This is a genomic window from Bradyrhizobium cajani, from assembly GCF_009759665.1.
GTDB classification, from domain to species: domain Bacteria; phylum Pseudomonadota; class Alphaproteobacteria; order Rhizobiales; family Xanthobacteraceae; genus Bradyrhizobium; species Bradyrhizobium cajani.
In genome coordinates this window covers 1-22,484 of record NZ_WQNE01000001.1, presented here as the reverse complement: position 1 = coordinate 22,484, position 22,484 = coordinate 1, and the positions used below count along the sequence as shown (strand labels likewise).

Here is a 22,484-nt window from a genome sequence, read left to right as displayed (position 1 = left end):
GATCGCCTGCCGTGCCGAAGGTGCGTGCCTTCACCGACTTTGCCGTGCCCCGGCTGAAGAAGCATTTTTCGCTGCTGAAGAAGAGCATCGGCGGGCGCTGAGCTGCTAGCGCGCCCGGCAATGCGTAGTTTTGCGTATACGGCCGCCGGACTGAATCGGTGATGCTGCCGAACGGTTAACGCCGGATTTACGGATGAGTCCTAGCCTGTCTCGGCCGGGGTTGCTCGCAAGGCCGAGGTAAGCCCAATGGAAGCCCAGAGAATCGCAGTCGACGCCGTCGTCGCGCTGACCGATTGCGACCGTGACGCCGTCATCGCCTTCATCCGCCGGCTCTATCTCGCCGGCGTCACCGACCCCAAGCGCTTGACCTTCAAGGGTCTCCAGGCGCTGTCCCGGGCGTGATTCGGCTCGTTCCGGTCCGGTTCGGCCCAGGTTTCGTCCCCGCGCTCTCGCCAGCGTGACCACAACCTAGCGGTGATTTTCTTGCCGCTCGGGCCGGGTGGGGCTACACGACGTCCCGGCTGGGTCACCTGGGATTGGGGAAATGCTGAAACAGCTTTTTGCTCCGCAGCTCATCGTTCTCTATGTGCTTGCGGCCTCGACGATTTATGTTCACTTCCGCGGCAAGCAGCGGCTGCGCTTCGCGCGCCAGCTCGGCGATCACTCGACCTATCTCGCGCCCTACAATGTGCTGATGTATGCCGGCTCGGCCGTGCCCAACAAGCCGGTGATCTCGGTCGAGCAGTTTCCCGAGCTCAAGCCGCTCAGCGAGAACTGGGAGACCATCCGCGACGAGGCCGTGCGCCTGTTCGACGAAGGCTTCATCCGCGCGGCGGCGAAGAACAACGACTGGGGCTTCTACTCCTTCTTCAAGAGCGGCTGGAAGCGGTTTTACCTGAAATGGTACGACGACTTCCTGCCCTCGGCGCGCACGCTGTGCCCGAAGACCGTGGAGCTGCTCAACTCGATCCCGAGCGTCCATGGCGCGATGTTCGCGATGCTGCCGCCGGGCGGCAAGCTCGGTGCCCATCGCGATCCCTTCGCGGGTTCGCTGCGCTATCACCTCGGCCTCGTGACGCCGAACTCGAACAAGTGCCGGATTCTCGTCGACGGCGTCGAATGCGTCTGGCGCGACGGCGAAGCCTTCATGTTCGACGAGACCTTCATCCACAGCGCGGAGAACGCGACCGACGTCAACCGCATCATCCTGTTCTGCGACGTCGAGCGTCCGATGAAGTTCGGCTTCATGACCGCGATCAACCGCTGGGTCAGCCACCACATCGTCAAGGCGTCGGCGACCCAGAACGTCGACGGCGAGAATGTCGGCGTGCTCAACAAGGTGTTCGGCAAGCTCTACGAGATCCATCTCGCCAGCCGCAAGGTCAAGGAGTGGAACCGCAACGTCTACTATATGTTGAAGTATTCGCTGATGGCGCTGATCCTCGGCCTCATCGTGCTGTCGGCGTTGCGGTGATCGGCGCTTGCTGCGTAGGGTGGATTAGCGAAAGCGTAATCCACCTTTGCGGCGTGACGAGATTGACGGATTGCGCTGCGCTAATCCGCCCTACGGCACCTGCCTAGTGGCGGTGCTTGTGCCCGCCGGTGTCATCCGCGCGCTGATAGCCACGCAGCTCCGCGTATCGCTGCATCTGGCCCTGGTTGAGCAGGGCGGCCGTCGACAAATGATACTTGAGATGGCTCTCGCGGAGCTGTCCCTGCGTCTCCGCGATGGCGGCGATCGTCGTCTTGAGTGACTCCGATGTCACAGCGCGGGTCGCGAACAGATTGTCCAACTCTCTTTCTTGCGCGACGAGCTTGTGACCCAGCGGGATCGCCTCCTGCTTCATCTGATCGAACAGGCGCTGAACCTGGACGCGTTGATCTGCAGTGAGGTCGAGGCGGTCACCGAGCTCGAGAACGTGGCTCGGACCGGGATAGCCATTGAGTTCGGCGGCAAGCGCCAGGCCCATGCCGCGTCCGCCGCGGAGATCGTCGACCTGCTGATGCGACAGCGCCTTGATCGGGCGCTGTTCGAGGCCGCCATAGGGCTGGCTGGACTGCGCGCTGGCGGCGCTGAACGTCGCGAGGAGGGCGGCTGCAAGAAGAAGCAAGCGTCTCATGAGTCTGGCTCCCTGAAATTGGCCCGGCTTTCGAGCACCGGCGCTCTCAAATCACATACCTTGCTGGACGGTCTCCCCCGTGGCAACAAAGTTTGCCGTGATCGAGTAGTAGCCTATGGAGCAGGCAATGGCGTCCTTGCCGACCGCGAACACCGAGACAGCGCAATTCTTCCGCGAGTGGCTGGAGACCTTCGCGGGCTATGTCCGCGAGGTCGACTATGCCTCGGCCAAGCCACTGTTCCATCCGGATGTGCTTGCCTTCGGCACGCACAACGATGTCATCCCCGGCATCGATCAATGGGTCTCGACGCAGTGGGACAACGTCTGGCCGAAGACGAGCGACTTCCGCTTCGTGATCGAGCAGGCCTCGATCCTGGCTTCGCCCGACGGCGCGATGGTGACCGTGATCGCGCCGTGGACGAGCACGGGCTATCATCTCGACGGCAGCACATTTGCGCGCCCCGGCCGCGCCACCATGGTGTTTTCAAAGAGCGGAAATGGCTGGCTGTGCGTCCACTCGCACATGTCGCTCAACCGCGGTGTGCCGCAGGCGAGCCACGCCAACCGGCCGGTGAAGGCCCGGTAGAAACAAAAAGGCCCCGAAGCATTCGGGGCCTTTCGATTTTCAGGGGGCGTGCCGCTTACTCGGGCTGGCCGATGCTCACCTTCAGCGTGCCGACGCCGTCGACGCCGCATTCGAGTTTGTCGCCCGGCTGGAGCTGCGACACGCCGGCCGGCGTGCCCGTCATGATGATGTCGCCGGCGGCGAGCTTCACCTGCTGCGAGAGCTGCCAGATGATCTCCGGCACATTCCAGATCAATTCGGTGAGGTCGCCCTTCTGGGCTTCCTTGCCGTTGACCGTGAGCCAGATCTTGCCCTTGGCGGGATGGCCGATCTTCGAGGCCGGCTGAATCGCGGAGCACGGGGCGGAGCCATCGAATGACTTGCCGATCTCCCACGGCCGCTCCTTCTTGCGCGAGGCGATCTGGAGGTCGCGGCGGGTGAGGTCGATGCCGACGGCATAACCGTAGACGTGATCGAGCGCCTTGTCGGCCGGGATGTTCAGCCCGCCGCTCTTCATCGCGACGATCAGCTCGACCTCGTGATGCAGATCCTTGGTCAGCGGCGGATAGGGGATGGTGGCGCCATCGGGGACCAGCATGTCGGCGTGCTTGGCGAAGAAGAACGGTGGGGCACGCTCGTCATTGCCCATCTCGCGGATGTGCTCGAGATAGTTGCGGCCGACGCACCAGATGCGGCGCACCGGATAGCGGCCGCTTTCGCCGACGACGGGAAGCGAAGCCTGGGGCGGAAGGGGAATGACGTAGGAGGCGGCGTTCATGAAGCTCTCGCTGCTCTTGAGGTGGAACCAACTCTATGCGGTTGCGCTGATCGGCGCCAGAGCGCCGGCGTCGTGATGCTGCAGGCGGAAGAACGAGGCGTAGCGGCCGGAGCGGCGCAGCAGCTCGTCATGCCGGCCCTGCTCGACGATCTCGCCGCCCTCGACCACCAGGATCGCGTCGGCGTGCATGATCGTGTGCAGGCGATGCGCGATCACGATGGTGGTGCGGTTCTGGCAGAGATGCTCGATCGCCTCCTGCACCTGCCGCTCGGACTCCGAATCGAGCGCGGCGGTGGCCTCATCCAGCAAGATGATCGGCGCGTCCTTGATCAGCGCGCGCGCCACCGCGATGCGCTGGCGCTGGCCGCCCGAGAGCTGCGTGCCGTGCTCGCCGACCGGAGTGTCGTAGCCGAGCGGGAAGCTCATGATGAAATCATGCGCGCAGGCGGCCTTCGCTGCCTCGGTGATTTCGCTTTCGCTCGCGCCCGGCCGGCCGAAGGCGATGTTGTTGCGGATGGTGTCGCGGAACAGATAGACGTCCTGGCCGACATAGGCGGCCTGCGCCCGCAGCGATTTGCGCGAGATCGCGGTGATCGACTGGCCGTCGATCACGACGTCGCCTTGCGTCACCTCGTAGAAGCGCAACAGCAGCGCCAGCACGGTCGACTTGCCGCCGCCGGAGGGGCCCACCAGCGCGGTGACCTTGCCGGGCTCGGCGACGAAGCTCATCCGGTTGAGCACGGTCTCGCCGGTGCGATAGGAGAAGCTGACGTCGCGCAGCTCGATGCGGGCATTGGAGAGCTTCAGCGCCGGCTTGTCGTCGTCGGACTGTTCGCTCGCCGGGCTGTCGACGACTTCGAGCAGCATGCGCGCGCCGACGAGCTGGCTGTTGAGGTCGATGTTGAGCCGGGCCAGCCGCTTGGCCGGTTCGGTCGCCATCAGGAACGCGGTCATGAACGAGAAGAACGCGCCGGGCGTGGCGTTGAGCGCGACCACGCTGTAGCCGCCATAGAGCAGACAGCCGGCGACCGCGAAGCCGCCGAGCATCTCCATCAGCGGGTTGGAACGGTTGGCGACGCGGGCCATCTTGTTGGCGTTGCGCTCGACGATCGCGATGTTCTCGTCGATGCGGCTCTGCATGGTGTCTTCGAGTGTGAACGCCTTGACCGTGCGGATGCCCTGCAGCGACTCCTGCATCGTCTCCAGGATGTCGGCGGTGCCGGTGAACTGGTTGTAGGCGAGGCCCTTGATGCGCTTGACCAGCCTGCGCAGCACCAGCATCGCCGGCGGTACCGCGACGAGGCCTATGAACGACATCAGCGGATCCTGCCACACCATCACGCCGATCATGGCGAGCAGCATCAACAGGTCCCGCCCGATGGCGTTGACCAGCATGTTGAGGACGTCGGTGATCGACTTGGCGCCGGCGGTCAGCCGCGCCAGGAATTCCGAGGAATGCCGCTCGGAGAAGAAGCCGACGCTCTCGCTCATCAGCTTGGCGAAGAGCTGGCGCTGATTGGTGGCGAGGATGGCGTTACTGATCTTGGTCAGGATCACCATGTGGCCGTAGGTCGCCACGCCCTTGATGAACAGCAGGATGACCGTGATGCCCGAGAACATCGCGATGCCCGGGATGTTCCTGTCGACATAGGCCTGGTTGATGACCTGGCCGAGCACGTAGGTCGCGCCTGCGGTCGCGCCCGCGGCGACCGCCATCAGCGCAAAGGCGACGAGGTAGCGCCGCCAGTAGACGACGCCCTGTTCCGTGATCAGGCGGCGAATCAGGACCGCTGCCGCATAGGGATCGTCGGTGATTTTCTTTGGAAACTGGGCCATCCGTAGTCCATTGACGGGGCAGGGAAAAGCCTGCCCGCCCGTCAGGGATCGATGGGCCTCTGTGCCCGCTAAAGCGGGGCTTTTCAAGCCCCATTAAGGACTTGCGCTTGGACGGATTTTAGGCCGAGACGGCGTGGTGGAGGTCGCCATGGCGCTCGCGGAACAGCTTGTCCTCCCAGGCGAGCGCGTGCGCGGCGATGGTCTCGAGGTCGTCGTATTGCGGCCTCCAGTCGAGCAGGCCGCGGATGCGGCTGGTGTCGGCGACCATGGTCATGATGTCGCCGGGCCGGCGCGGGGCGTATTGCACGGCGAAGCTGCGCCCCGAAACCCGCCGCACGGCGTCGATGGTCTCCAGCACCGAATAGCCCCGGCCATAGCCGCAATTGAGCGTCGTCGAGGCGCCGCCATTGCGCAAATAGGCCAGCGCCGAGCGATGCGCCTGCGAGAGGTCGGTGACGTGGATGAAGTCGCGAATGCAGCTTCCGTCCGGGGTCGGATAGTCGGTGCCGAACACGTCGATCTTGGCGCGCTGGCCGGTCGCGGCCTCGACCGCGATCTTGAGCAGATGCGTGGCGCCGACGGTGGCGAGGCCAATGCGGGCCTGCGGATCGGCGCCGGCGACGTTGAAGTAGCGCAGCACGACGTACTGCATGCCATAGGCGGCGGCGACATCGTGCAGCATGATCTCGGTCATCAGCTTCGACGAGCCGTAGGGCGACAGCGGCCGCGTCGGCGCGTGTTCGGGCACCGGCGCCTGGTCCGGATTGCCGTAGACGGCGGCGGTCGAGGAGAAGATGAAGCGATTGATGCCGCGCTTGACCGCCACGTTGAGCAGATTGCGCGCGGTCATGAAGTTGTTGCGGTAGTAGCCGAGCGGATCGCGCATCGAGTCCGGCACGACGACCGAGCCCGCGAAATGGATGATGCTCTCGATATTGTGCTGGGCGATCACGCCCTCGAGCAGGTTCTCGTCGCCGGCATCGCCAATGAACAGCGGTACGCCTTCGGGAAGATAGGCGGAGAATCCGGTGGAGAGATCGTCGATCACGACGACGTCCTCGCCGGCTTCTGCCAGCGCCAGGACCGTGTGACTTCCGATGTAGCCGGCGCCGCCGGTGACTAGCACAGTCATGATCTCACCCGTCTTCGATCAACGCGCAAAGCTAGCGTTTGCGTGGTGAAGAGGGGGTATCGGCGCAGCTGAACTGGTCACTATGCTTAATGTTGCGTATAGGGGGTTTGCAAAACGGAGCATGACGTGGCGAATTCCCCCGGCGATCTCGAAGTGATCGTGCCAAATCTGCACAGGCGCTATTCCGGGGTCACCGCGACGAACCGGATGGTGGCGCCGCGTCTGGCAAGACTGTATCGCGCGGCATGGTTCGGCTCGGACGCGCCGCAGGGGATTGCGCGCCTCGGCTTTGCGGATTTCCTGAAGTTGTGGCGCCGCAAGGCGCCGCTGATCTGGCACGCGCGGCGCAACAACGAGATGATCGCCGGCGTGCTCCTGCGCGCGCTCGGCTGGCCACTCAAGCTCGTCTTCACCTCGGCGGCGCAGCGCCATCACAGTTGGATCACGCGCTGGCTGATCCGGCAGATGGACGCGATCATCGCGACATCAGACATCTCGGCCTCGTTCCTGAAAGTGCAGGCAACCGTGATCCCGCATGGCGTCGACACCGACGTCTATGCACCGCCGACCGATCGCGCCGCGGCGTTCGCGGAAAGCAGCCTGCCGGGCCGCTACGCCATCGGCTGCTTCGGCCGCGTGCGCGCACAGAAGGGCACGGATGTGTTCGTCGATGCGATGTGCCGCCTGCTGCCGCGCTATCCCGATTTCACCGCAGTCATCGTCGGCCAGGTCACGCCCGAGCAGACTGTGTTTGCGAACGACCTGAAGAAACGTATCGAGTCCGCCGGACTGCAATCGCGCATCGTCATCACCGGCGAATTGCCAATCGAGCAGGTGCAGCGCTGGTATCAGCGCCTGACGATCTACGCCTTCACCTCACGCAACGAAGGCTTTGGCCTGACGCTGATCGAGGCGATGGCAGCCGGCAGCGCCCTCGTCGCCGCACGCGCCGGTGCGGCCGGGCTCGTGGTTGAGGATGGCGTGACCGGCGTCCTGATCCCCACCGGTGATGCCGATGCGCTGGCAGCGGCGCTGGAGCCGCTGATGCGTGATGTGGATGCCGCGCTCGCCATGGGCGCGCGGGGGCGGGCGCGGGTGCTCGCAAAGTTCAGCCTCGATGCCGAGGCGGCGCGGATCGGGGAGGTGTATCGGCCGCTGCTCTGAGCTGCCGCATTGGCCGGCCATAAACAAGAATCGCGAAAACAACCCCATGCACAGTAGGCGCCGGCAGCTGAATCAATGGCTTGACGGTCAGCGCGATAAATTGCTGATTTTACGAAATTGAGTTTGACTTGTCGGGCAAAACACCTCTAGACATTCATCGTCGCAAAGGTGCTCAGCCCGCACCCCTCGCTTTCCAGTAGTGGCCCTTAACAGGTCGAAAAGTCGATTCCCGCCCGGATGTCCTGAATTGATCCCATGGTGGGAACATGCTATGGCAATGAACGTAATAGCAAGAAAGGCGCTCAAAGCCTTCTGGGAGCGGTACCCCCCAAGCGAAGACCCCGTTGGGAGCTTGGTATGAAATCGTTTCCAAGGGGGACTGGAATGGCCCGGCAGATCTGAAGAGGGCGTTTGGGAGCAACGTGGACTTTGTTGGAGACAACAGAGCCATCTTCGACATAGGCGGCAACAAATATCGCCTAGTGGTTCATTTCTCCTACAAGTTCAAAACAGCCCTCATCAAGTTTGTCGGCACGCACCAAGAGTATGACGGAATAGACGCGGAGACTGTGTGATGATGGATGTAAGGCCTCTGCACAATGAACAGGATTACGATTGGGCCATCCGCGAAGTATCCCGCTATTTCGAGGCTGAGCCTGCTCCTGGCACGCCTGACGGTGATCGCTTCGAAGTCTTGTCTTCACTCATCAAGGAGTACGAAGACAATCACTTCGCGACCACTCACGGTGATCCAGTCGATGTTCTCCATTTCGCCATCGAATCCATGGGCCGGTCGCAGGCAGAATTGGCGGCTCTGATTGGGCGCAATCGGGCATCCGAAATTTTGAACCGCGTTCGTCCGCTGACGCTGGAAATGATCCGGACCATCAGCAAGGAATGGAATATCCCAATTGGTGCTCTGGCAGCTCAATATGAGCTGGCACGTGCACATGCTTGATCTTATCGACGCCGCCCAGCCTCACGTCGTCGCTCTTACCCCAGCCTCACCCAGCACCCGCTGCGCAATCGCGACCACCTCGCTCGCTGCGATATCCCGCATGCAGCGGTGATCGTTCATCTTGCAGATCGTGCTCTGGCAGGGCTGGCAGGAGAGCACGCTCTTGTCCTGGACCACGGTCGCGGCGAGGCCGTTGAGGGGGGCCCAGAGGTAGGGGCTGGTCGGGCCGAAGATGCCCATGGTGGGCGTGCTCAGGGCGGCTGCGATGTGCATCAGGCCGGAATCGTTGGAGATGGCGACGCCGGCCGCCGCCATCGCGAGCACGCCGTTGCGCAAATCGGTGCCGGTGAGATCGCGGACCCCCGGGCCGCCGGCTGCGACGATCTCTTGGGCGAGGCCCTTTTCCGCGGGGCCCCCGACCACCCAGACCTCCAGCCCGCGCTCGACCAGCAGGCGGGCGGCCTCCGGATAATAGGTCCAGCGCTTAGAGACGCCGACCGAGCCGGGGGCCAGCGCCACCGCGGCGCCGGCGCTAAGGCCGTTGGCCTGCCGCCAGCGGACGATCTCCTCGGCGGGGACCCGGAGTTGCGGCACCGGCCATTCGGCCGGCAGCGGGGTACCGTCGGGCTGGGCCAGGGCGGCGTTCTTGTCGATGAAGCGGGGCAGCTTCTTCTCGCCCCGGCGCCAACGGTTGATGAGGCCGAAGCGGAACTCGCCGACGAAGCCGACCCGCTCGGGAATGCCGGCCAGCGCGGGCGCGATGGCCGCCTTCCAGGTCCGGGGCAGCACCAGGGCAGTGCCGTAGTTCCGCTCGCGCAGGAGCTTCGCCAGGCCGAATTGGCGGCTCACGGCGAGCCGGCTGCGCGGCAGGTCCCAGACGATGCCAGCGCGCACGCCGGGCATGTAATCGACCAGCGGGGCGCACAGCGACGTGGTCAGGAGATCGACCGGCCGGTTGGGCCAGCGCTCCTTCAGGACCCGGACCACGGTGTGATTCCGGACGAAATCGCCGATCCACATGTAGGGAACGATCAGAATCGGGCTTGTGTCGCTCCGGTCTGCGTCTCCACTAAGTTGCGAATCAATGTTCATTTATTAAAAGGACCGAGGGCGATCTGATGTGGCGGTTCGGTTAGCCGCTCCCGGCGGGGACGTAAAGCGGCGAGAGCGCCGATCCCAAAACCGCTTACACTTTGGCGGATCATGCGCTAGGGCAGGACCGGGCCGCAATAAATTGGGCAGGGATTTCGGAATGTTGCTGGTGACCGGCGGGGCCGGTTTTATCGGATCGAATGTCGTCGCCGCGCTGAACGAGGCCGGCCGCAGCGACGTCGTCGTCTGCGACCTGCTCGGCAACGACGGCAAATGGCGCAATCTCGCCAAGCGTCAGCTTGTGGATATCGTCCCGCCGTCCGAGCTGCTCGACTGGCTGAAGGGCCGCAAGCTCGATGCGCTGATCCATCTCGGGGCGATTTCCGCGACCACCGCGACCGACGGCGACCTGGTGTTCGAGACCAATTTCCGCATGTCGATGCGTCTCCTGGACTGGTGCACGGCGGGCGCCGTGCCGTTCATCTACGCCTCCTCGGCTGCGACCTACGGCGACGGCGAGGCGGGCTTTGGCGACGACGCCTCGCTTCCGGCGCTGAAGAAATTGCGGCCGATGAATCTCTACGGCTGGAGCAAGCATCTGTTCGATCTCGCCGTTGCCGAGCGCGTCGCACGCGGCGACAAGTTGCCGCCGCAATGGGCGGGCCTGAAATTCTTCAACGTGTTCGGCCCCAACGAGTACCACAAGGGCGCGATGATGAGCGTGCTGGCGCGCCGCTTCGACGACGTCAAGGCGGGCCGTGTCGTGCAGCTCTTCAAGTCGCACCGCGAGGGCATTGCCGACGGCGATCAGCGCCGCGATTTCATCTATGTCGACGACGTCGTGCGCGTGATCATGTGGCTGCTCGCGACGCCTTCGGTGTCCGGTCTCTTCAACGTCGGAACCGGCAAGGCACGCAGCTTCAGGGACCTGATGCTGGCTGCCTATGCCGCGCTCGGTGCCAGGCCCAACATCGAATATGTCGACATGCCGGAGCAGATCCGCGGCAGCTATCAATACTTCACCCAGAGCGAGGTCGATCGTCTCCACCGCGCCGGCTATAACGGCGGCTTCACGACGCTCGAGGATGCGGTGAAGGCCTATGTCGGGGATTATCTCGACCGGCCCGACCGCTTCCGCTGAGGCCCGATCGCCATGCCGACGCCCATTCTCGATTTCGATGCTCTCGCGCAAGCCATCAGCGGCCGCACGGTGCTGTGCATCGGCGACATCATGCTGGACGAGTTCGTCTATGGCGAGGTGTCGCGGATCTCGCCGGAAGCGCCGGCGCCCGTCATCGCCGCCCAGCGCAGCGAGATCCATGTCGGCGGCGCCGGCAACGTCGCGCGCAATGTCGCCTCGCTCGGTGCGCGCTGCATCTTCATCGGCCTCGTCGGCGAGGACGATGCCGGTGCACGGCTCAAGGCCGCGCTTGGCGAGCAGGACGACATCGAAAGCGTGCTGGTGTGCGATCCGTCGCGGCCGACTACGCGAAAAGTCCGCTTCGTCTCCGAGCATTTCTCCACGCACATGCTGCGCGCGGACTGGGAGCAGGCTGCGCCCGCTTCCGACGCCATCGAGACCAGGCTGATCGACGCGATCCTGCCGCAGATCGCGCGCGCCGACCTCGTGCTGATCTCGGACTACGCCAAGGGCGTGCTGACCGCGCGCGTGATCCGCCACACCATCGACGCCGCGCGCAAACTCGGCAAGCCCGTGATCGTCGATCCCAAGAGCCTGAACTGGGCGATCTATCGCGGCGCGACGCTGCTCACGCCCAATCGCAAGGAGTTTTCGGAAGCCACGCGAAGCCGTGCCGACACGCCGCAGAGCATCGTCGATGCCAGCGAGGACGTGATGCGGCTCGCAGATTGCGAGGCGATCCTGGTCACGCAGGGCGAGCACGGCATGACGCTGGTGCCGCGCAATGGCGAGCCCGTCCATGTTCCGGCTTTCCCCGTGAAGGTGCGCGACGTCTCCGGCGCCGGCGACACCGTCGCCGCCGCGCTTGCGGTGTCTCTCGCGGCGGGCGCGGGTTGGGACACCGCGCTGCGCATGGCCAATGCCGCCGCCGCCGTCGCCGTCGGCAAGCAGGGCACCGCAAGCGTGAGCGCGGCCGAGCTGCGGCGAAAGATCCTGCCGCACGCCTACCTCGCAGCAGAAGAGAAGATCGTGCTCGAGCCGGGCGCGCTCGACGCGCAACTCGCCGAATGGAAGAGGCAGGGACAGCGCGTCGGCTTCACCAATGGCTGCTTCGACATCCTGCATCCCGGCCACGTCAAGGTGCTCACCGCAGCGCGCGCCGCCTGCGACCGCCTGATCGTGGGCCTCAACAGCGACGCCTCGGTGCGGCGGCTGAAGGGCGCAGACCGCCCGGTCCAGGACGAGCGCGCGCGCGCCGAGGTGCTGGCGGCTCTCGAAGCCGTCGATCTCGTCGTCATCTTCGAGGAGGACACGCCGATCGACCTGATCACCCGGATCACGCCGAGCGTGCTGGTCAAGGGTGGCGACTATACCCGCGAGCAGGTGGTCGGCCACGAGGTCGTCGAGGCCGCGGGTGGAACGGTCGTGCTGGTCGACATCCTCCAGGGCTTCAGCACGACGGCGCTGGTCCATCGGGCGCGGGGAGGCGGCAAGTGACGGTGATCGCTCGCGAGACGACCGGCCCGATGCTTCGGCGTCTGCGCAGCCCGGCGGCCTGGCGCGAGACGGTCGACATCTTGGCCGTCCTGACCGCGGCGTCGCTGCCATGGTCCACGTCGCTCGCGGGGATCTTCAACGCCTTGATGCTCCTCTGCATGGTGCCGTTTCTCGACGTCCGAGCGTTCCTGCAATCGCTGAAGCGTCCGATCTGCATTGCGCCGATCGCACTGGTCGTTCTCGCGCTGGCGGGGACGCTATGGTCGGATGCGTCCTGGGGCGCACGCTTGTATGCGGTCAATCCGACCGTCAAGCTGCTCGTGCTGCCCGTCCTGCTCTACCATTTCGAGCGCTCGCAGCGCGGGCATTGGGTGCTTGTCGCCTTCCTGGTGTCCTGCGCGCTGCTGTCGGTGATGTCGTGGCTGGTCGCCTTCTATCCCCACCTCGCGCTCAAGACCGATCCGCCCGAACGCGGCATCTTCGTCAAGAACTACATCGCCCAGAGTCAGGAATTCACGCTGTGCGCGGTTGCGCTTGCCTATCCGGTCGTGATGTTGTTGCGGGAGAAACGGTATTGGCTTGCCGCGCTGTTGACGGCGGTCGCGCTGAATTTCTTCGTCAACATGGCCTTCGTGGTGGTGTCGCGCACGGCGCTGGTCACGGTGCCGATAATGCTCGGTGTGTTCGCGTTGCTTCACCTCAAGGCACGCAGCATTGCGATCATCACCGCGGCTCTTCTTGCCGGGGCCGTTCTTGCCTGGCAGGCCTCGCCCCATCTGCGCAAGACCGCGGACACCTTTGCCAGCGACTACACGCGTTACAAGGAGAAGGGCGAGCCAACCTCACTCGGCCTGCGGCTCGAATTCTGGCAGAAATCGCTCGGCTTCTTCGCGGAGGCTCCGATCAAGGGGCACGGTACGGGCTCGACGCGCGGCTTGTTCGAGCAAGCGAAGACGGGAAGCGGCTACCAGGCCTCTGCCGAGGTGATCGGCAACCCGCATAACCAGACGCTCAATGTCGCCGTGCAATGGGGCATCATCGGAATCGGCGTCCTCTACGCGATCTGGATCGTGCATCTGCTGTTGTTTCGCGGCGAGGGGCTTGCCAACTGGATCGGCCTCCTGGTGGTGGTCCAGAACATCTTCACCTCGCTGTTCAACTCCCATCTGTTCGACTTCCATGAGGGCTGGATGTACGTCATCGGTGTCGGTGTCGCCGGCGGCATGGTGATCCGGGCACAACGGGCGCAGGCGAAAGCGGGGGAGGCCGGTTCCTGACGGCTCCGCGGCGGGCAAGTCTTGTGCTGGCAAGTCTTGTGCTGGCAAGTCTTGTGCTGGCAAGTCTTGCCGAGATGGGTTATCAGCGCGGTCAGGTTGCACCAACAGGGTTTTCATCGGTCGGCGGATGACGCGTCTTTCGCATCTCACCTTGCGCAATTTCCTGATCGCGCTCCACGACCTCCTGGCGACCACGGCGGCGCTGTTTGCTGCCTTCTATCTGCGATTCGAGGGCGGCGACGGCTTCTTCGACCGCTTGCCGCTGCTGCTCCAGATCCTGCCCTATTTCCTCGCTTTCAGCGTGGTCGTCTTCTTCATCTTCAACCTGACCACGACGAAGTGGCGCTTCATCTCGCTGCCGGATGCGCTGAACATCATCCGCGTCGCGACCGTGCTGACCGTCGCCCTGCTCGTGCTCGACTACATCTTCGTCGCCCCGAATGTCCGTGGTGCCTTCTTCCTCGGCAAGGTGACGATCATCCTCTACTGGTTCCTCGAGATCGCGTTTCTCAGCGCACTGCGCATGGCCTATCGCTACTTCCGCTATACGCGGGTGCGGCGTCATGCCCGCACCGAAGATGCCGCGCCGACGCTGCTGATTGGCCGCGCCGCGGATGCCGAGGTGCTGCTGCGGGGTATCGAGAGCGGGGCGATCAAGCGGATCTGGCCGGTCGGCGTCCTGTCGCCGTCGAGCTCGGATCGCGGCCAGCTCATCCGCAACGTGCCGGTGCTCGGCGCGATCGACGACGTCGAGGACGTCATCGCGGACTTCGCCAAGCGCAACAAGGCGATCGCGCGCATCGTGATGACGCCGTCGGCGTTCGAGCCGGAGGCCCATCCGGAGTCGATCCTGATGCGGGCGCGCAGGCTCGGCGTGATCGTGAACCGCATGCCTTCGCTCGATAGCGGCGATGCGCCGCGGCTTACGGCCGTGGCGGTCGAGGACCTCCTGCTGCGGCCGAGCGAGAAGATCGACTACGTGCGCCTGGAAGCCCTGATCAGGGACAAGGCGGTGATCGTCACCGGCGGCGGCGGTTCGATCGGTTCCGAGATATGCGAGCGGATCGTCGCCTTTGGCGCCGCGCGCCTCCTGATCGTGGAACATTCCGAGCCGGCGCTCTATGCGGTCACCGAAGCGCTCGCTGCGCAGGGCGCGGCAGCTACGATCGAAGGTCGGATCGCCGACATCCGCGACCGCGAGCGCATCATGCGCCTGATGGCCGAGTTCAAGCCGGACATCGTATTTCACGCCGCGGCGCTCAAGCACGTGCCGATCCTCGAACGCGACTGGAGCGAGGGCGTCAAGACCAACATCTTCGGCTCGATCAACGTGGCGGACGCAGCGCTTGCCGCCGGCGCCGAGGCCATGGTGATGATCTCCACCGACAAGGCGATCGAGCCGGTGTCGATGCTCGGCCTGACCAAGCGTTTCGCCGAAATGTATTGCCAGGCGCTCGATCACGATCTTGCAGTGCAGGCCGGCAGTACCAAGCCGCCGATGCGGCTGATCTCGGTCCGGTTCGGCAACGTGCTGGCGTCGAACGGCTCGGTGGTGCCGAAGTTCAAGGCCCAGATCGAGGCCGGCGGTCCGGTGACCGTCACGCATCCCGACATGGTCCGTTATTTCATGACCATTCGTGAGGCCTGCGACCTCGTCATCACGGCGGCAACGCATGCGCTCGGAACGCAGCGTCCGGACGTGTCGGTCTATGTGCTCAACATGGGCCAGCCGGTGAAGATCGTCGACCTCGCCGAGCGCATGATCCGGCTCTCGGGCCTGCAGCCCGGCTACGACATCGAGATCGTGTTCACCGGCATGCGGCCGGGCGAGCGCCTGCACGAGATCCTGTTCGCCTCCGAGGAGCCGACCCGCGAGATCGGTGTTGCCGGCATCATGGCGGCGCAGCCGAACGAGCCGCCGATGCAGACGCTGCGCAAATGGATCGCCGCGCTGGAACAGGCGATCGCGCGCGACGATCGCGCCACGATCAGGACCATCCTGAAGGATGCGGTTCCGGAATTCGGCGTTAACGCGAGCGCGGCGTCCTGAGAGACGCCGCCCTGCGGAGCTGAAAGAGCCGCCGGGCAAAGCGTAGGAAGAACGCGGCATCGATCACCGGCGCGTTCAGATGCTGCCGGCGCGATCGCAGGCACTCCAGATTGCCGCGCAATGTCACGCGCCAGCCGCTGGTGCTGATACCGCCCATCTGGAAATCGGCGATGACGCGCGGAAGGTAGGCGACCTTGTAGTCGTTCAGTGCCAGTGCGCGAAGCATGTAATCGTAGTCCGCGGTCGTGACGTAGCTCAGATCGTAGTCGCCGACCTTCTCGGCGACCTCCCGCCGCATGTAGAACGTCGGATGCGGCGGGACCCAGCCAAGCTGAAATGAGTAGCGACTGAAGCGTCCGCCACGCCACGAGCGCACGAGGGCCTTGGATTGATGGTCGGCGACCATGTCCAGGTCGCCATAAACGACATCAGCTGTTTCCAAACCCGCCGCGATCGCTGCCAGCGCGCTGTCATTGTGGAACGTGTCGTCCGAATTGAGGAAGCCGATCGCGTCGCCTTCGAACAAGTGCAGCCCCTTGTTCATGGCGTCGTAGACACCCTTGTCAGGCTCGGAGATTACGCGGATCTCGCTGGCGCCGAACGACTCCACGACCTTCAGCGTCGTATCCTTCGATGCACCGTCGACAACCAGCATCTCTTTGTCGGGATGCGTCTGTCCGAGGAAGGATTCGATGGTGGCGCCGATCGTCGCCTCAGAGTTATAGCTGGCTGTGATTACGCTGATCTTCATTCCGGATCCGTTATACTACGCCGGAGATTATAGGCGAGAGGCCCGAAGGTTAATAGACCATTGTGTGGCGGTGCTTCGCGCCGTCGTGTCAATGCTTATTCACGCACCCCGATCGGCACCGAGCCCTGTGTAGCTTTCTCTGCGCTGAGGATCCAGACGAGGCCGCCGATCGCGCCGACGATGAACGAGACGGCGCCGTACAGCAGCGAGACGTTGACGCCTTCGTTGGCGGCAAGCCCGGCGAAGCCGAAGGCGAGACCCATCGTCGCCTCGCGCACGCCCCAGCCGGCGATCGAGATCGGCATCATGGTGATCAGCATGACCGGCGGAACGAGCAGGAGTATCTGGCCGAAGCTGACTGGCGCCGCGATCGACTGCACCACGCACCAGGCGATGACGACGGCGAGCACGTGAACGAGCAGCGACAGGATCGCGACGATCGGTCCGCGCGTAGCGCTGAAGATGACGCGGTTGGCGATCACGGCGCAGGCATGGATGTGGTGGGTGGCCCACCAGGTCTTCAGCCACGACCATTTCAGCGCGCCGAAGACGAGGAACCCGACGCCGCCTGCGAGCGCGGCGAAGTCGACGAGCAGCAGCGCGGAGCGGCCGTGCGGATCGGTGATGAGCTCGTAGCTCCAGGGCAGGCTCGCGACGATGACGATGGCAAGCGCGATGAGGCCGATCGCGCGATCGACGAAGATGGAATAGGTGGCCGCACGCCATCCGGCGCCGGCGCGCGCGACCAGCCACAGCCGCACCGCATCGCCACCGATCGCGGAGGGCAGGGTCTGGTTGAAGAAGGCGCCGATCACGTTGTAGCGCATGGCGCGGCCGAGCTCGAGCGGCGCGCCGCATGCGGCGCTGATCTCGCGCCAGCGCAAGACGCCGACGAAGATTTGCAGGAACGTGACCGCGATCGCCATGGCGATCCAGAACAGGCTGGTCGCGGTGAAGCGCGAGAACAGTTCGGTCAGATCGACCTTGCGCAGCGCCAGATAGAGCAGCGCGGCGGAAATCAGGATCTTGACCGTCGACAGCAGGATTCGGCGCATCTCGCCCGCATGAACAGGGTTTGCGAAGATTTGAGGCAACCCGACGCGAGGCGCCGAATTCGGCCGCTTTGGTATGGTTTTGGCGCCGATCTTGCAATAGCCGTTCTGCGTGGGGCCGTCATGAAGAGCAGGGGGCTATTGCGGCCCCCTCGATACGACGGCTAAAGAGGCGCCGCGGGCGAAGGGTCCTTTGGGAACAGAATGACGGATCAGGCGATTTTGGTCACGGGGGCCGCCGGCTTCATCGGCTTTCACGTCGCCCGGCAGCTCCTGGGCGAAGGCCGGCCCGTCGTCGGGCTCGACAATATCAACAGCTATTACGATCCGGAGCTGAAAAGAGCGCGCCTTCAGCTGTTGCGGAACGATGCCTGCTTCTCCTTCGTCGAGACCGATCTGGCCGATCGTGAGGCGATCGCGGCGCTGTTCGCGCGCCATCGATTTGCCAAGGTCGTGCATCTGGCCGCGCAGGCAGGCGTACGCTACTCGATCGACCATCCGCACGCTTATGCCGATTCCAATCTGAAGGGCTTTCTCAACGTGCTGGAGGGCTGCCGGCACAATGACTGTCGTCATCTCGTCTACGCCTCGTCATCCTCCGTTTATGGCGCCAACACTAAACTGCCATTTGCCGTGCAGGACCGGACCGATCATCCCGTGAGCTTCTATGCCGCGACCAAGAAGGCGAACGAGCTGATGGCGCAGTCCTACAGCCATCTCTACCGGCTGCCGGTCACGGGCCTGCGCTTCTTCACCATCTACGGCCCGTGGGGACGGCCCGACATGGCCATGTTTCTGTTCGTGAACGCCATCATGGCTGGCAGGCCGATCCGGCTCTTCAACCATGGCCGGATGCGTCGCGACTTCACCTATATTGACGATGTCACCCGCGTCGTATCCAAGCTGATCGATCGGGTGCCCGCCGATGACCCGTCTGCCGCAAATGCGCCGTGTAAGGTCTACAATGTCGGCAATCACCATCCGGAGGAGCTGATGCATGTCGTCGGGCTTCTGGAGCAGGAGCTGGGTCGGACGGCGATCAAAGAATTGCTGCCGATGCAGCCGGGAGACGTTTTGGAAACGTTCGCGGATGTCGAGGACCTGATGCGCGACACCGGCTTTGCGCCGTCAACGCCGATCGCACACGGGGTCCGTAATTTTGTCACCTGGTATCGGGACTACTTCAAGGTTTGAGATGACGATGGACAAACGCATTATCCCCCTGATCATGTGCGGCGGTGCCGGAACGCGGCTGTGGCCGGCTTCGCGCGAGGTGCGCCCCAAGCAATTCCTCCCCCTGTTCGGCACGCGCTCGACCTTCCAGGACACGCTGCTGCGCGTGTCCGATGGTGCGCTGTTCGATCGCCCGATCGTCATCACCAACGCGTCCTACCGCTTCATGGTGCTGGAGCAGCTCGCCGAGATCGGCATCGAGGCCGACGTGATCCTCGAGCCGATGCGGCGCGACTCCGGTCCCGCGATCGCCGCGGGCGCGGTGTTCGCGCAGAACCGCGCGAGTGAAGCTATCGTGCTCGCGCTCGCCGCCGATCACGTGGTGCAGGACAATGCCGCCTTCGTCGCCGCCTGCCGCGAAGGGCTTGCGGCTGCGAGCACCGGACGCATCGTCACGTTCGGCGTCAAGCCGGAGCGGCCGGCGACTGAATACGGCTATATCAGCCCGGGCGAGGTGATCTCCGGCGAGGTGCATGCGGTCGCGCGTTTCGTCGAGAAACCGGATGCGGTGAAGGCAGCCGATTACGTCAATTCGGGCTATCTCTGGAACAGCGGCAACTTCATGTTCCCGGCCAGCGTCCTGCTCGACGAATACCGCAGGGTCGATGCGGCGAGCGTGGAGGCGATCTCCAATGCGGTCGCCAATGCCGGCCGCGATCTCGGCTTCGTGACGCTGGAGCCCGAGGCGTTCGGTGCGGCGAAGGCGATCTCGATCGATTATGCCGTGATGGAGAAGACCTCGCGCGCCGCAGTGGTGCCGGTGTCCTGCGGCTGGTCCGACGTCGGCTCCTGGCACGCGGTGTGGGAACTGTCCGAGAAGGATGGACAAGGCAACGCGGCGCACGGCACCGCCGTGTTCGAGGACTCGCGCAATTGCAACGTCACCACCGACCAGGCGCTGGTCGCGCTCGAGGGCGTCGACGATCTCGTCGTGGTCGCCACTGCGGACGCGGTTCTAGTCTCGCGCCAGAAGGATGCCAACGGCCTGAAGCGGCTCGTGACCAAGCTGAAGGCGGTCGCACCGAAGGTCACCGAGGAGCACCTCAAGGTGCATCGGCCCTGGGGCAGCTACCAGTCCGTCGACAATGGCGAGCGCCACCAGGTCAAGCGCATCGTGGTCAAGCCGGGCGGGCGGCTGTCGCTGCAGAAGCACCACCATCGTGCCGAGCACTGGATCGTGGTCCGCGGCGCCGCCCGGGTCACCGTCAACGAGACCGTCAAGACGGTGCATGAGAACGAGTCGATCTACATCCCGATGGGCGCGGTGCACCGGATGGAGAACCCCGGCAAAATCATGCTGGAACTGATCGAGGTCCAGACCGGCTCTTATCTCGGGGAAGACGACATCATCCGGATTGAAGACGACTACCAAAGGTCGTAACCAGCAAACTCCGAATCACGCGACCCGGGCCGGAACAGCGGTATCTTTTCGGCTTAAGGCCCGGGGAACGTGTAACTTTTTGAATCAAATCGTGTCCGGTCTACTGACGCGGCATTCGCCACAAATATGGCGCCCGTGCTAGAAGCGGCCCGGGGATTTGCGTTGAATCGGGGTTTACTCAGATGAGTTCCAAGAGCTCTGCACCGGCAAAGGCCGGCTTGCGCGTCGGCGTCATTGGCGCGGGCGTGATGGGCAGCAACCACGCGCGCGTGCTTAGCGGTCTTCCGGGCGTGAGCCTCGTCGGTGTCGTGGATCCTTCGCCGGCGCATCTGACGCGCACCACCGAACTTGCGGGCTGCCAGGGCTTCGAGACCCTCGACCAGCTCCTCGCCGCTGGCGTCGATGCCGTCACCATCGCTGCGCCGACGCATCTGCATCACGAGGTCGCGCTCGCCTGCATCGCGAGGAACATCCACGTGCTCGTGGAGAAGCCGATCGCCTCCACGGTCGAAGAAGGCCGTGAGATCGTCGCCGCCGCGCAGAAGGCCGGCGTGACGCTGATGGTCGGCCACGTCGAGCGCTTCAATCCGGCGGTCGCCGCCGTCAAGCAGGCGATCGCAGGCGAGGACATTCTCTCCATCGCGATCACGCGCGTCGGCCCGTTCCCCCCGCGCATGTCCAATGTCGGCGTCGTCATCGATCTCGCCGTGCACGACATCGACCTGATCCGCTGGTTCACCGAATCCGACATCGTCGAGGTGCAGCCGCAATTGTCGAGCGCGGTGGCCGAGCGCGAGGACATCGCGCTGTTGCAGTTCCGCACCGCCAATGGCGTGCTCGCTCACATCAACACCAACTGGCTGACGCCGTTCAAGGCGCGCAGCGTCACGGTCGCGACCCGCGGCAAATACGTGATGGGCGATCTGTTGACGCGCCAGGTCACCGAGTGCTTCGGCTTCAAGCCGGACGGCAGCTACTCGATGCGGCATCTGCCGGTCGGCCATGACGAGCCGCTCCGCGCCGAGCTGATCGCATTCTTCAAGGCTGTGCGTCACGGCGAGACACCGGCGGTGACGGGCGACGAAGGCGTCGCCAGCCTCGAGATCGCGACGCAGTGCCTGGAGGCGCCCTCGCGTCCCGCGGCCACCTCGCCCGCCCGCAAGGCTCCGCGCCGCGTCGCCGGCTGAACCCTCTCGATGTCGACCACTCAAGAAGGCGCCAAGAACCAGACCATGAACCAGCATCTGCGTTCCGAACCCATTCCCTTCATCGACGTCGGCGCGCAGCGCCGCCGGCTCGGCGCCTCGCTCGATGCGGCGGTGAAGCGCGTGCTCGACCATTGCCAGTTCGTCAACGGTCCCGAGGTCTTCGAGCTCGAGAAGCAGCTTGCGGCCTACTCCGGCGCCAAGCACGTGATCGGCTGCGCCAGCGGCACCGATGCGATCCTGATGGTGATGATGGCGAAGAATGTCGGGCCCGGCGATGCCGTGCTGTGTCCGTCCTTCACCTTCATCGCGACCGCCTCGCCGGTGGCGCGGACCGGCGCGACGCCGGTCTACGTCGATGTGGACGAGGCGACCTTCAACATGAGCCCGGAGTCGCTGAAGCGCGGCATCGCGACCGCGCGCAAGGCCGGCCTCAAGCCTGTCGCGGTGATTCCGGTCGACCTGTTCGGCCAGCCCGCCGATCACGACTCCATTGCAGAGATTGCCAAGGCCGAAGGCCTGTTCGTGCTCGATGACGCAGCGCAGGGATTTGGCGCGAGCTACAAGGGCCGCAAGCTCGGCACCTTCGGGCTCGCTACTGCGACCAGCTTCTTCCCGGCGAAACCGCTCGGCTGCTTCGGCGATGGCGGCGCGATCTTCACCGACGACGACGAGCTCGCGGCCACGCTGCGCAGCATCCGCGTGCACGGGCAGGGCGTCGACAAATACGACAACGTCCGCCTCGGCCTGACCGGCCGGCTCGACACCATGCAGGCCGCGATCCTGATCGAGAAGCTGAAGATTTTTGACGACGAGATCGCCGCCCGCAACAGGGTCGCCGAGCGCTACGCGCGCGGCCTCTCCAATGTCGTCACCGTGCCGCGGCTTAGCCCCGGCAATACCTCGGTCTGGGCGCAGTACACCATCCGCCTGCCTGATGGCACCGACCGCGACGGCTTTGCCGCCGCGCTCAAGGCCCAGGGCGTGCCGACCGCGATCTATTACGGCAAGTCGATGCATCAGCAGACCGCCTACAAGCAGTATCCGGTCGCCGACGGCGGCCTGCCGGGCTGCGAGAGCCTGTCGCAGGACGTCATCAGCCTGCCGATGCACGCTTACCTGACCGAAGCCGACCAGGAGCGGGTGATCGCGGCCGTGCGCGGCGCGATTGCGGGCTGAGCTTGCTGCCGCTTCTTCACCTCTCCCGCGTGCGGGAGAGGTCGCGCCGAAGGCGCGGGTGAGGGCTTTCTCC

20 protein-coding genes and 1 pseudogene are annotated in these 22,484 nt (G+C 64.5%); 14 read left to right on the top strand and 7 right to left on the bottom strand.

The window, feature by feature from the left end; translation table 11 throughout:
* Positions 1 to 246 precede the first annotated feature (246 nt).
* Positions 247 to 402, top strand: a complete 156-nt coding sequence (locus GPL20_RS38605; protein ID WP_007612486.1) for a hypothetical protein — start codon at positions 247 to 249, stop codon at positions 400 to 402.
* Between the two features lie 142 nt (positions 403 to 544).
* Positions 545 to 1,474 (top strand): aspartyl/asparaginyl beta-hydroxylase domain-containing protein, encoded by a 930-nt coding sequence (locus GPL20_RS00100; RefSeq protein ID WP_157326790.1) that lies wholly within the window; start codon positions 545 to 547, stop codon positions 1,472 to 1,474.
* Between the two features lie 103 nt (positions 1,475 to 1,577).
* Here GPL20_RS00100 and GPL20_RS00095 read toward each other — a convergent pair whose 3' ends face one another.
* A complete protein-coding gene (locus GPL20_RS00095) occupies positions 1,578 to 2,120 on the bottom strand; it encodes a Spy/CpxP family protein refolding chaperone (RefSeq protein WP_157326789.1) in 543 nt (180 codons plus the stop codon).
* Between the two features lie 127 nt (positions 2,121 to 2,247).
* On the opposite strand from GPL20_RS00095, the gene GPL20_RS00090 reads away from it, so the two are divergent.
* Entirely contained in the window at positions 2,248 to 2,706 is a 459-nt protein-coding gene (locus tag GPL20_RS00090) for a YybH family protein (protein WP_157326788.1), read from the top strand.
* Positions 2,707 to 2,761: 55 nt separating this feature from the next.
* Here GPL20_RS00090 and GPL20_RS00085 read toward each other — a convergent pair whose 3' ends face one another.
* The 3 genes from GPL20_RS00085 to galE all read right to left on the bottom strand — a co-directional run bounded on the left by GPL20_RS00085 (position 2,762) and on the right by galE (position 6,431).
* Complete coding sequence (locus tag GPL20_RS00085; protein WP_028137558.1) at positions 2,762 to 3,463, bottom strand: fumarylacetoacetate hydrolase family protein; 702 nt, start codon at positions 3,461 to 3,463, stop codon at positions 2,762 to 2,764.
* A 33-nt stretch (positions 3,464 to 3,496) separates the two neighbouring features.
* Positions 3,497 to 5,299: an ABC transporter ATP-binding protein gene (locus tag GPL20_RS00080; RefSeq protein WP_157326787.1), complete on the bottom strand. Its 1,803-nt coding sequence runs from the start codon at positions 5,297 to 5,299 to the stop codon at positions 3,497 to 3,499.
* A 118-nt stretch (positions 5,300 to 5,417) separates the two neighbouring features.
* Entirely contained in the window at positions 5,418 to 6,431 is a 1,014-nt protein-coding gene (gene galE, locus GPL20_RS00075; protein WP_157326786.1) for a UDP-glucose 4-epimerase GalE, read from the bottom strand.
* A gap of 126 nt (positions 6,432 to 6,557) precedes the next feature.
* Between galE and GPL20_RS00070 the strand changes: the two genes are divergently transcribed.
* The 3 genes and pseudogenes from GPL20_RS00070 to GPL20_RS00060 all read left to right on the top strand — a co-directional run bounded on the left by GPL20_RS00070 (position 6,558) and on the right by GPL20_RS00060 (position 8,553).
* Entirely contained in the window at positions 6,558 to 7,595 is a 1,038-nt protein-coding gene (locus GPL20_RS00070) for a glycosyltransferase family 4 protein (RefSeq protein ID WP_254125620.1), read from the top strand.
* Between the two features lie 277 nt (positions 7,596 to 7,872).
* A pseudogene (locus GPL20_RS00065) lies at positions 7,873 to 8,170 on the top strand (type II toxin-antitoxin system HigB family toxin).
* Positions 8,170 to 8,553: a helix-turn-helix domain-containing protein gene (locus GPL20_RS00060; protein ID WP_157326785.1), complete on the top strand. Its 384-nt coding sequence runs from the start codon at positions 8,170 to 8,172 to the stop codon at positions 8,551 to 8,553. The pseudogene GPL20_RS00065 and the gene GPL20_RS00060 overlap by 1 nt, the downstream one beginning before the upstream one ends.
* 21 nt (positions 8,554 to 8,574) lie before the next feature.
* On the opposite strand, the gene waaF is transcribed toward GPL20_RS00060, so the two are convergent.
* Entirely contained in the window at positions 8,575 to 9,645 is a 1,071-nt protein-coding gene (waaF, locus tag GPL20_RS00055; RefSeq protein WP_157326784.1) for a lipopolysaccharide heptosyltransferase II, read from the bottom strand.
* A 160-nt stretch (positions 9,646 to 9,805) separates the two neighbouring features.
* Here waaF and rfaD point away from each other — a divergent pair, with 160 nt between their 5' ends.
* From rfaD to GPL20_RS00035, 4 genes are all read left to right on the top strand, one after another.
* Positions 9,806 to 10,786: an ADP-glyceromanno-heptose 6-epimerase gene (rfaD, locus tag GPL20_RS00050; RefSeq protein ID WP_157326783.1), complete on the top strand. Its 981-nt coding sequence runs from the start codon at positions 9,806 to 9,808 to the stop codon at positions 10,784 to 10,786.
* 12 nt (positions 10,787 to 10,798) lie between these two features.
* Positions 10,799 to 12,283 carry a D-glycero-beta-D-manno-heptose-7-phosphate kinase gene (rfaE1, locus tag GPL20_RS00045; protein ID WP_157326782.1) on the top strand — a complete coding sequence of 495 codons (1,485 nt, stop codon included), beginning with the start codon at positions 10,799 to 10,801 and terminating at the stop codon, positions 12,281 to 12,283.
* Positions 12,280 to 13,560 carry an O-antigen ligase family protein gene (locus GPL20_RS00040; RefSeq protein WP_254125618.1) on the top strand — a complete coding sequence of 427 codons (1,281 nt, stop codon included), beginning with the start codon at positions 12,280 to 12,282 and terminating at the stop codon, positions 13,558 to 13,560. The genes rfaE1 and GPL20_RS00040 overlap by 4 nt, the downstream gene beginning before the upstream one ends.
* Positions 13,561 to 13,687: 127 nt before the next feature.
* A complete protein-coding gene (locus tag GPL20_RS00035) occupies positions 13,688 to 15,610 on the top strand; it encodes an SDR family NAD(P)-dependent oxidoreductase (RefSeq protein WP_157326781.1) in 1,923 nt (640 codons plus the stop codon).
* Here the strand turns inward: GPL20_RS00035 and GPL20_RS00030 are convergent.
* Positions 15,588 to 16,361 (bottom strand): glycosyltransferase family 2 protein, encoded by a 774-nt coding sequence (locus GPL20_RS00030; RefSeq protein ID WP_157326780.1) that lies wholly within the window; start codon positions 16,359 to 16,361, stop codon positions 15,588 to 15,590. The genes GPL20_RS00035 and GPL20_RS00030 overlap by 23 nt on opposite strands.
* 95 nt (positions 16,362 to 16,456) lie before the next feature.
* Positions 16,457 to 17,416: a lysylphosphatidylglycerol synthase transmembrane domain-containing protein gene (locus GPL20_RS00025; protein WP_157326779.1), complete on the bottom strand. Its 960-nt coding sequence runs from the start codon at positions 17,414 to 17,416 to the stop codon at positions 16,457 to 16,459.
* A 201-nt stretch (positions 17,417 to 17,617) separates the two neighbouring features.
* Here GPL20_RS00025 and GPL20_RS00020 point away from each other — a divergent pair, with 201 nt between their 5' ends.
* The 4 genes from GPL20_RS00020 (at position 17,618) to GPL20_RS00005 (ending at position 22,411) form a co-directional block, all read left to right on the top strand.
* Positions 17,618 to 18,607, top strand: coding sequence for an NAD-dependent epimerase (locus GPL20_RS00020; RefSeq protein WP_157326778.1), 990 nt, complete (start codon positions 17,618 to 17,620; stop codon positions 18,605 to 18,607).
* 7 nt (positions 18,608 to 18,614) lie between these two features.
* Positions 18,615 to 20,027, top strand: coding sequence for a mannose-1-phosphate guanylyltransferase/mannose-6-phosphate isomerase (locus tag GPL20_RS00015; RefSeq protein ID WP_167532825.1), 1,413 nt, complete (start codon positions 18,615 to 18,617; stop codon positions 20,025 to 20,027).
* A 182-nt stretch (positions 20,028 to 20,209) separates the two neighbouring features.
* Positions 20,210 to 21,214, top strand: coding sequence for a Gfo/Idh/MocA family protein (locus tag GPL20_RS00010; protein WP_157326776.1), 1,005 nt, complete (start codon positions 20,210 to 20,212; stop codon positions 21,212 to 21,214).
* A gap of 9 nt (positions 21,215 to 21,223) precedes the next feature.
* Positions 21,224 to 22,411, top strand: a complete 1,188-nt coding sequence (locus GPL20_RS00005) for a DegT/DnrJ/EryC1/StrS family aminotransferase (protein ID WP_283812223.1) — start codon at positions 21,224 to 21,226, stop codon at positions 22,409 to 22,411.
* Positions 22,412 to 22,484 lie beyond the last annotated feature (73 nt).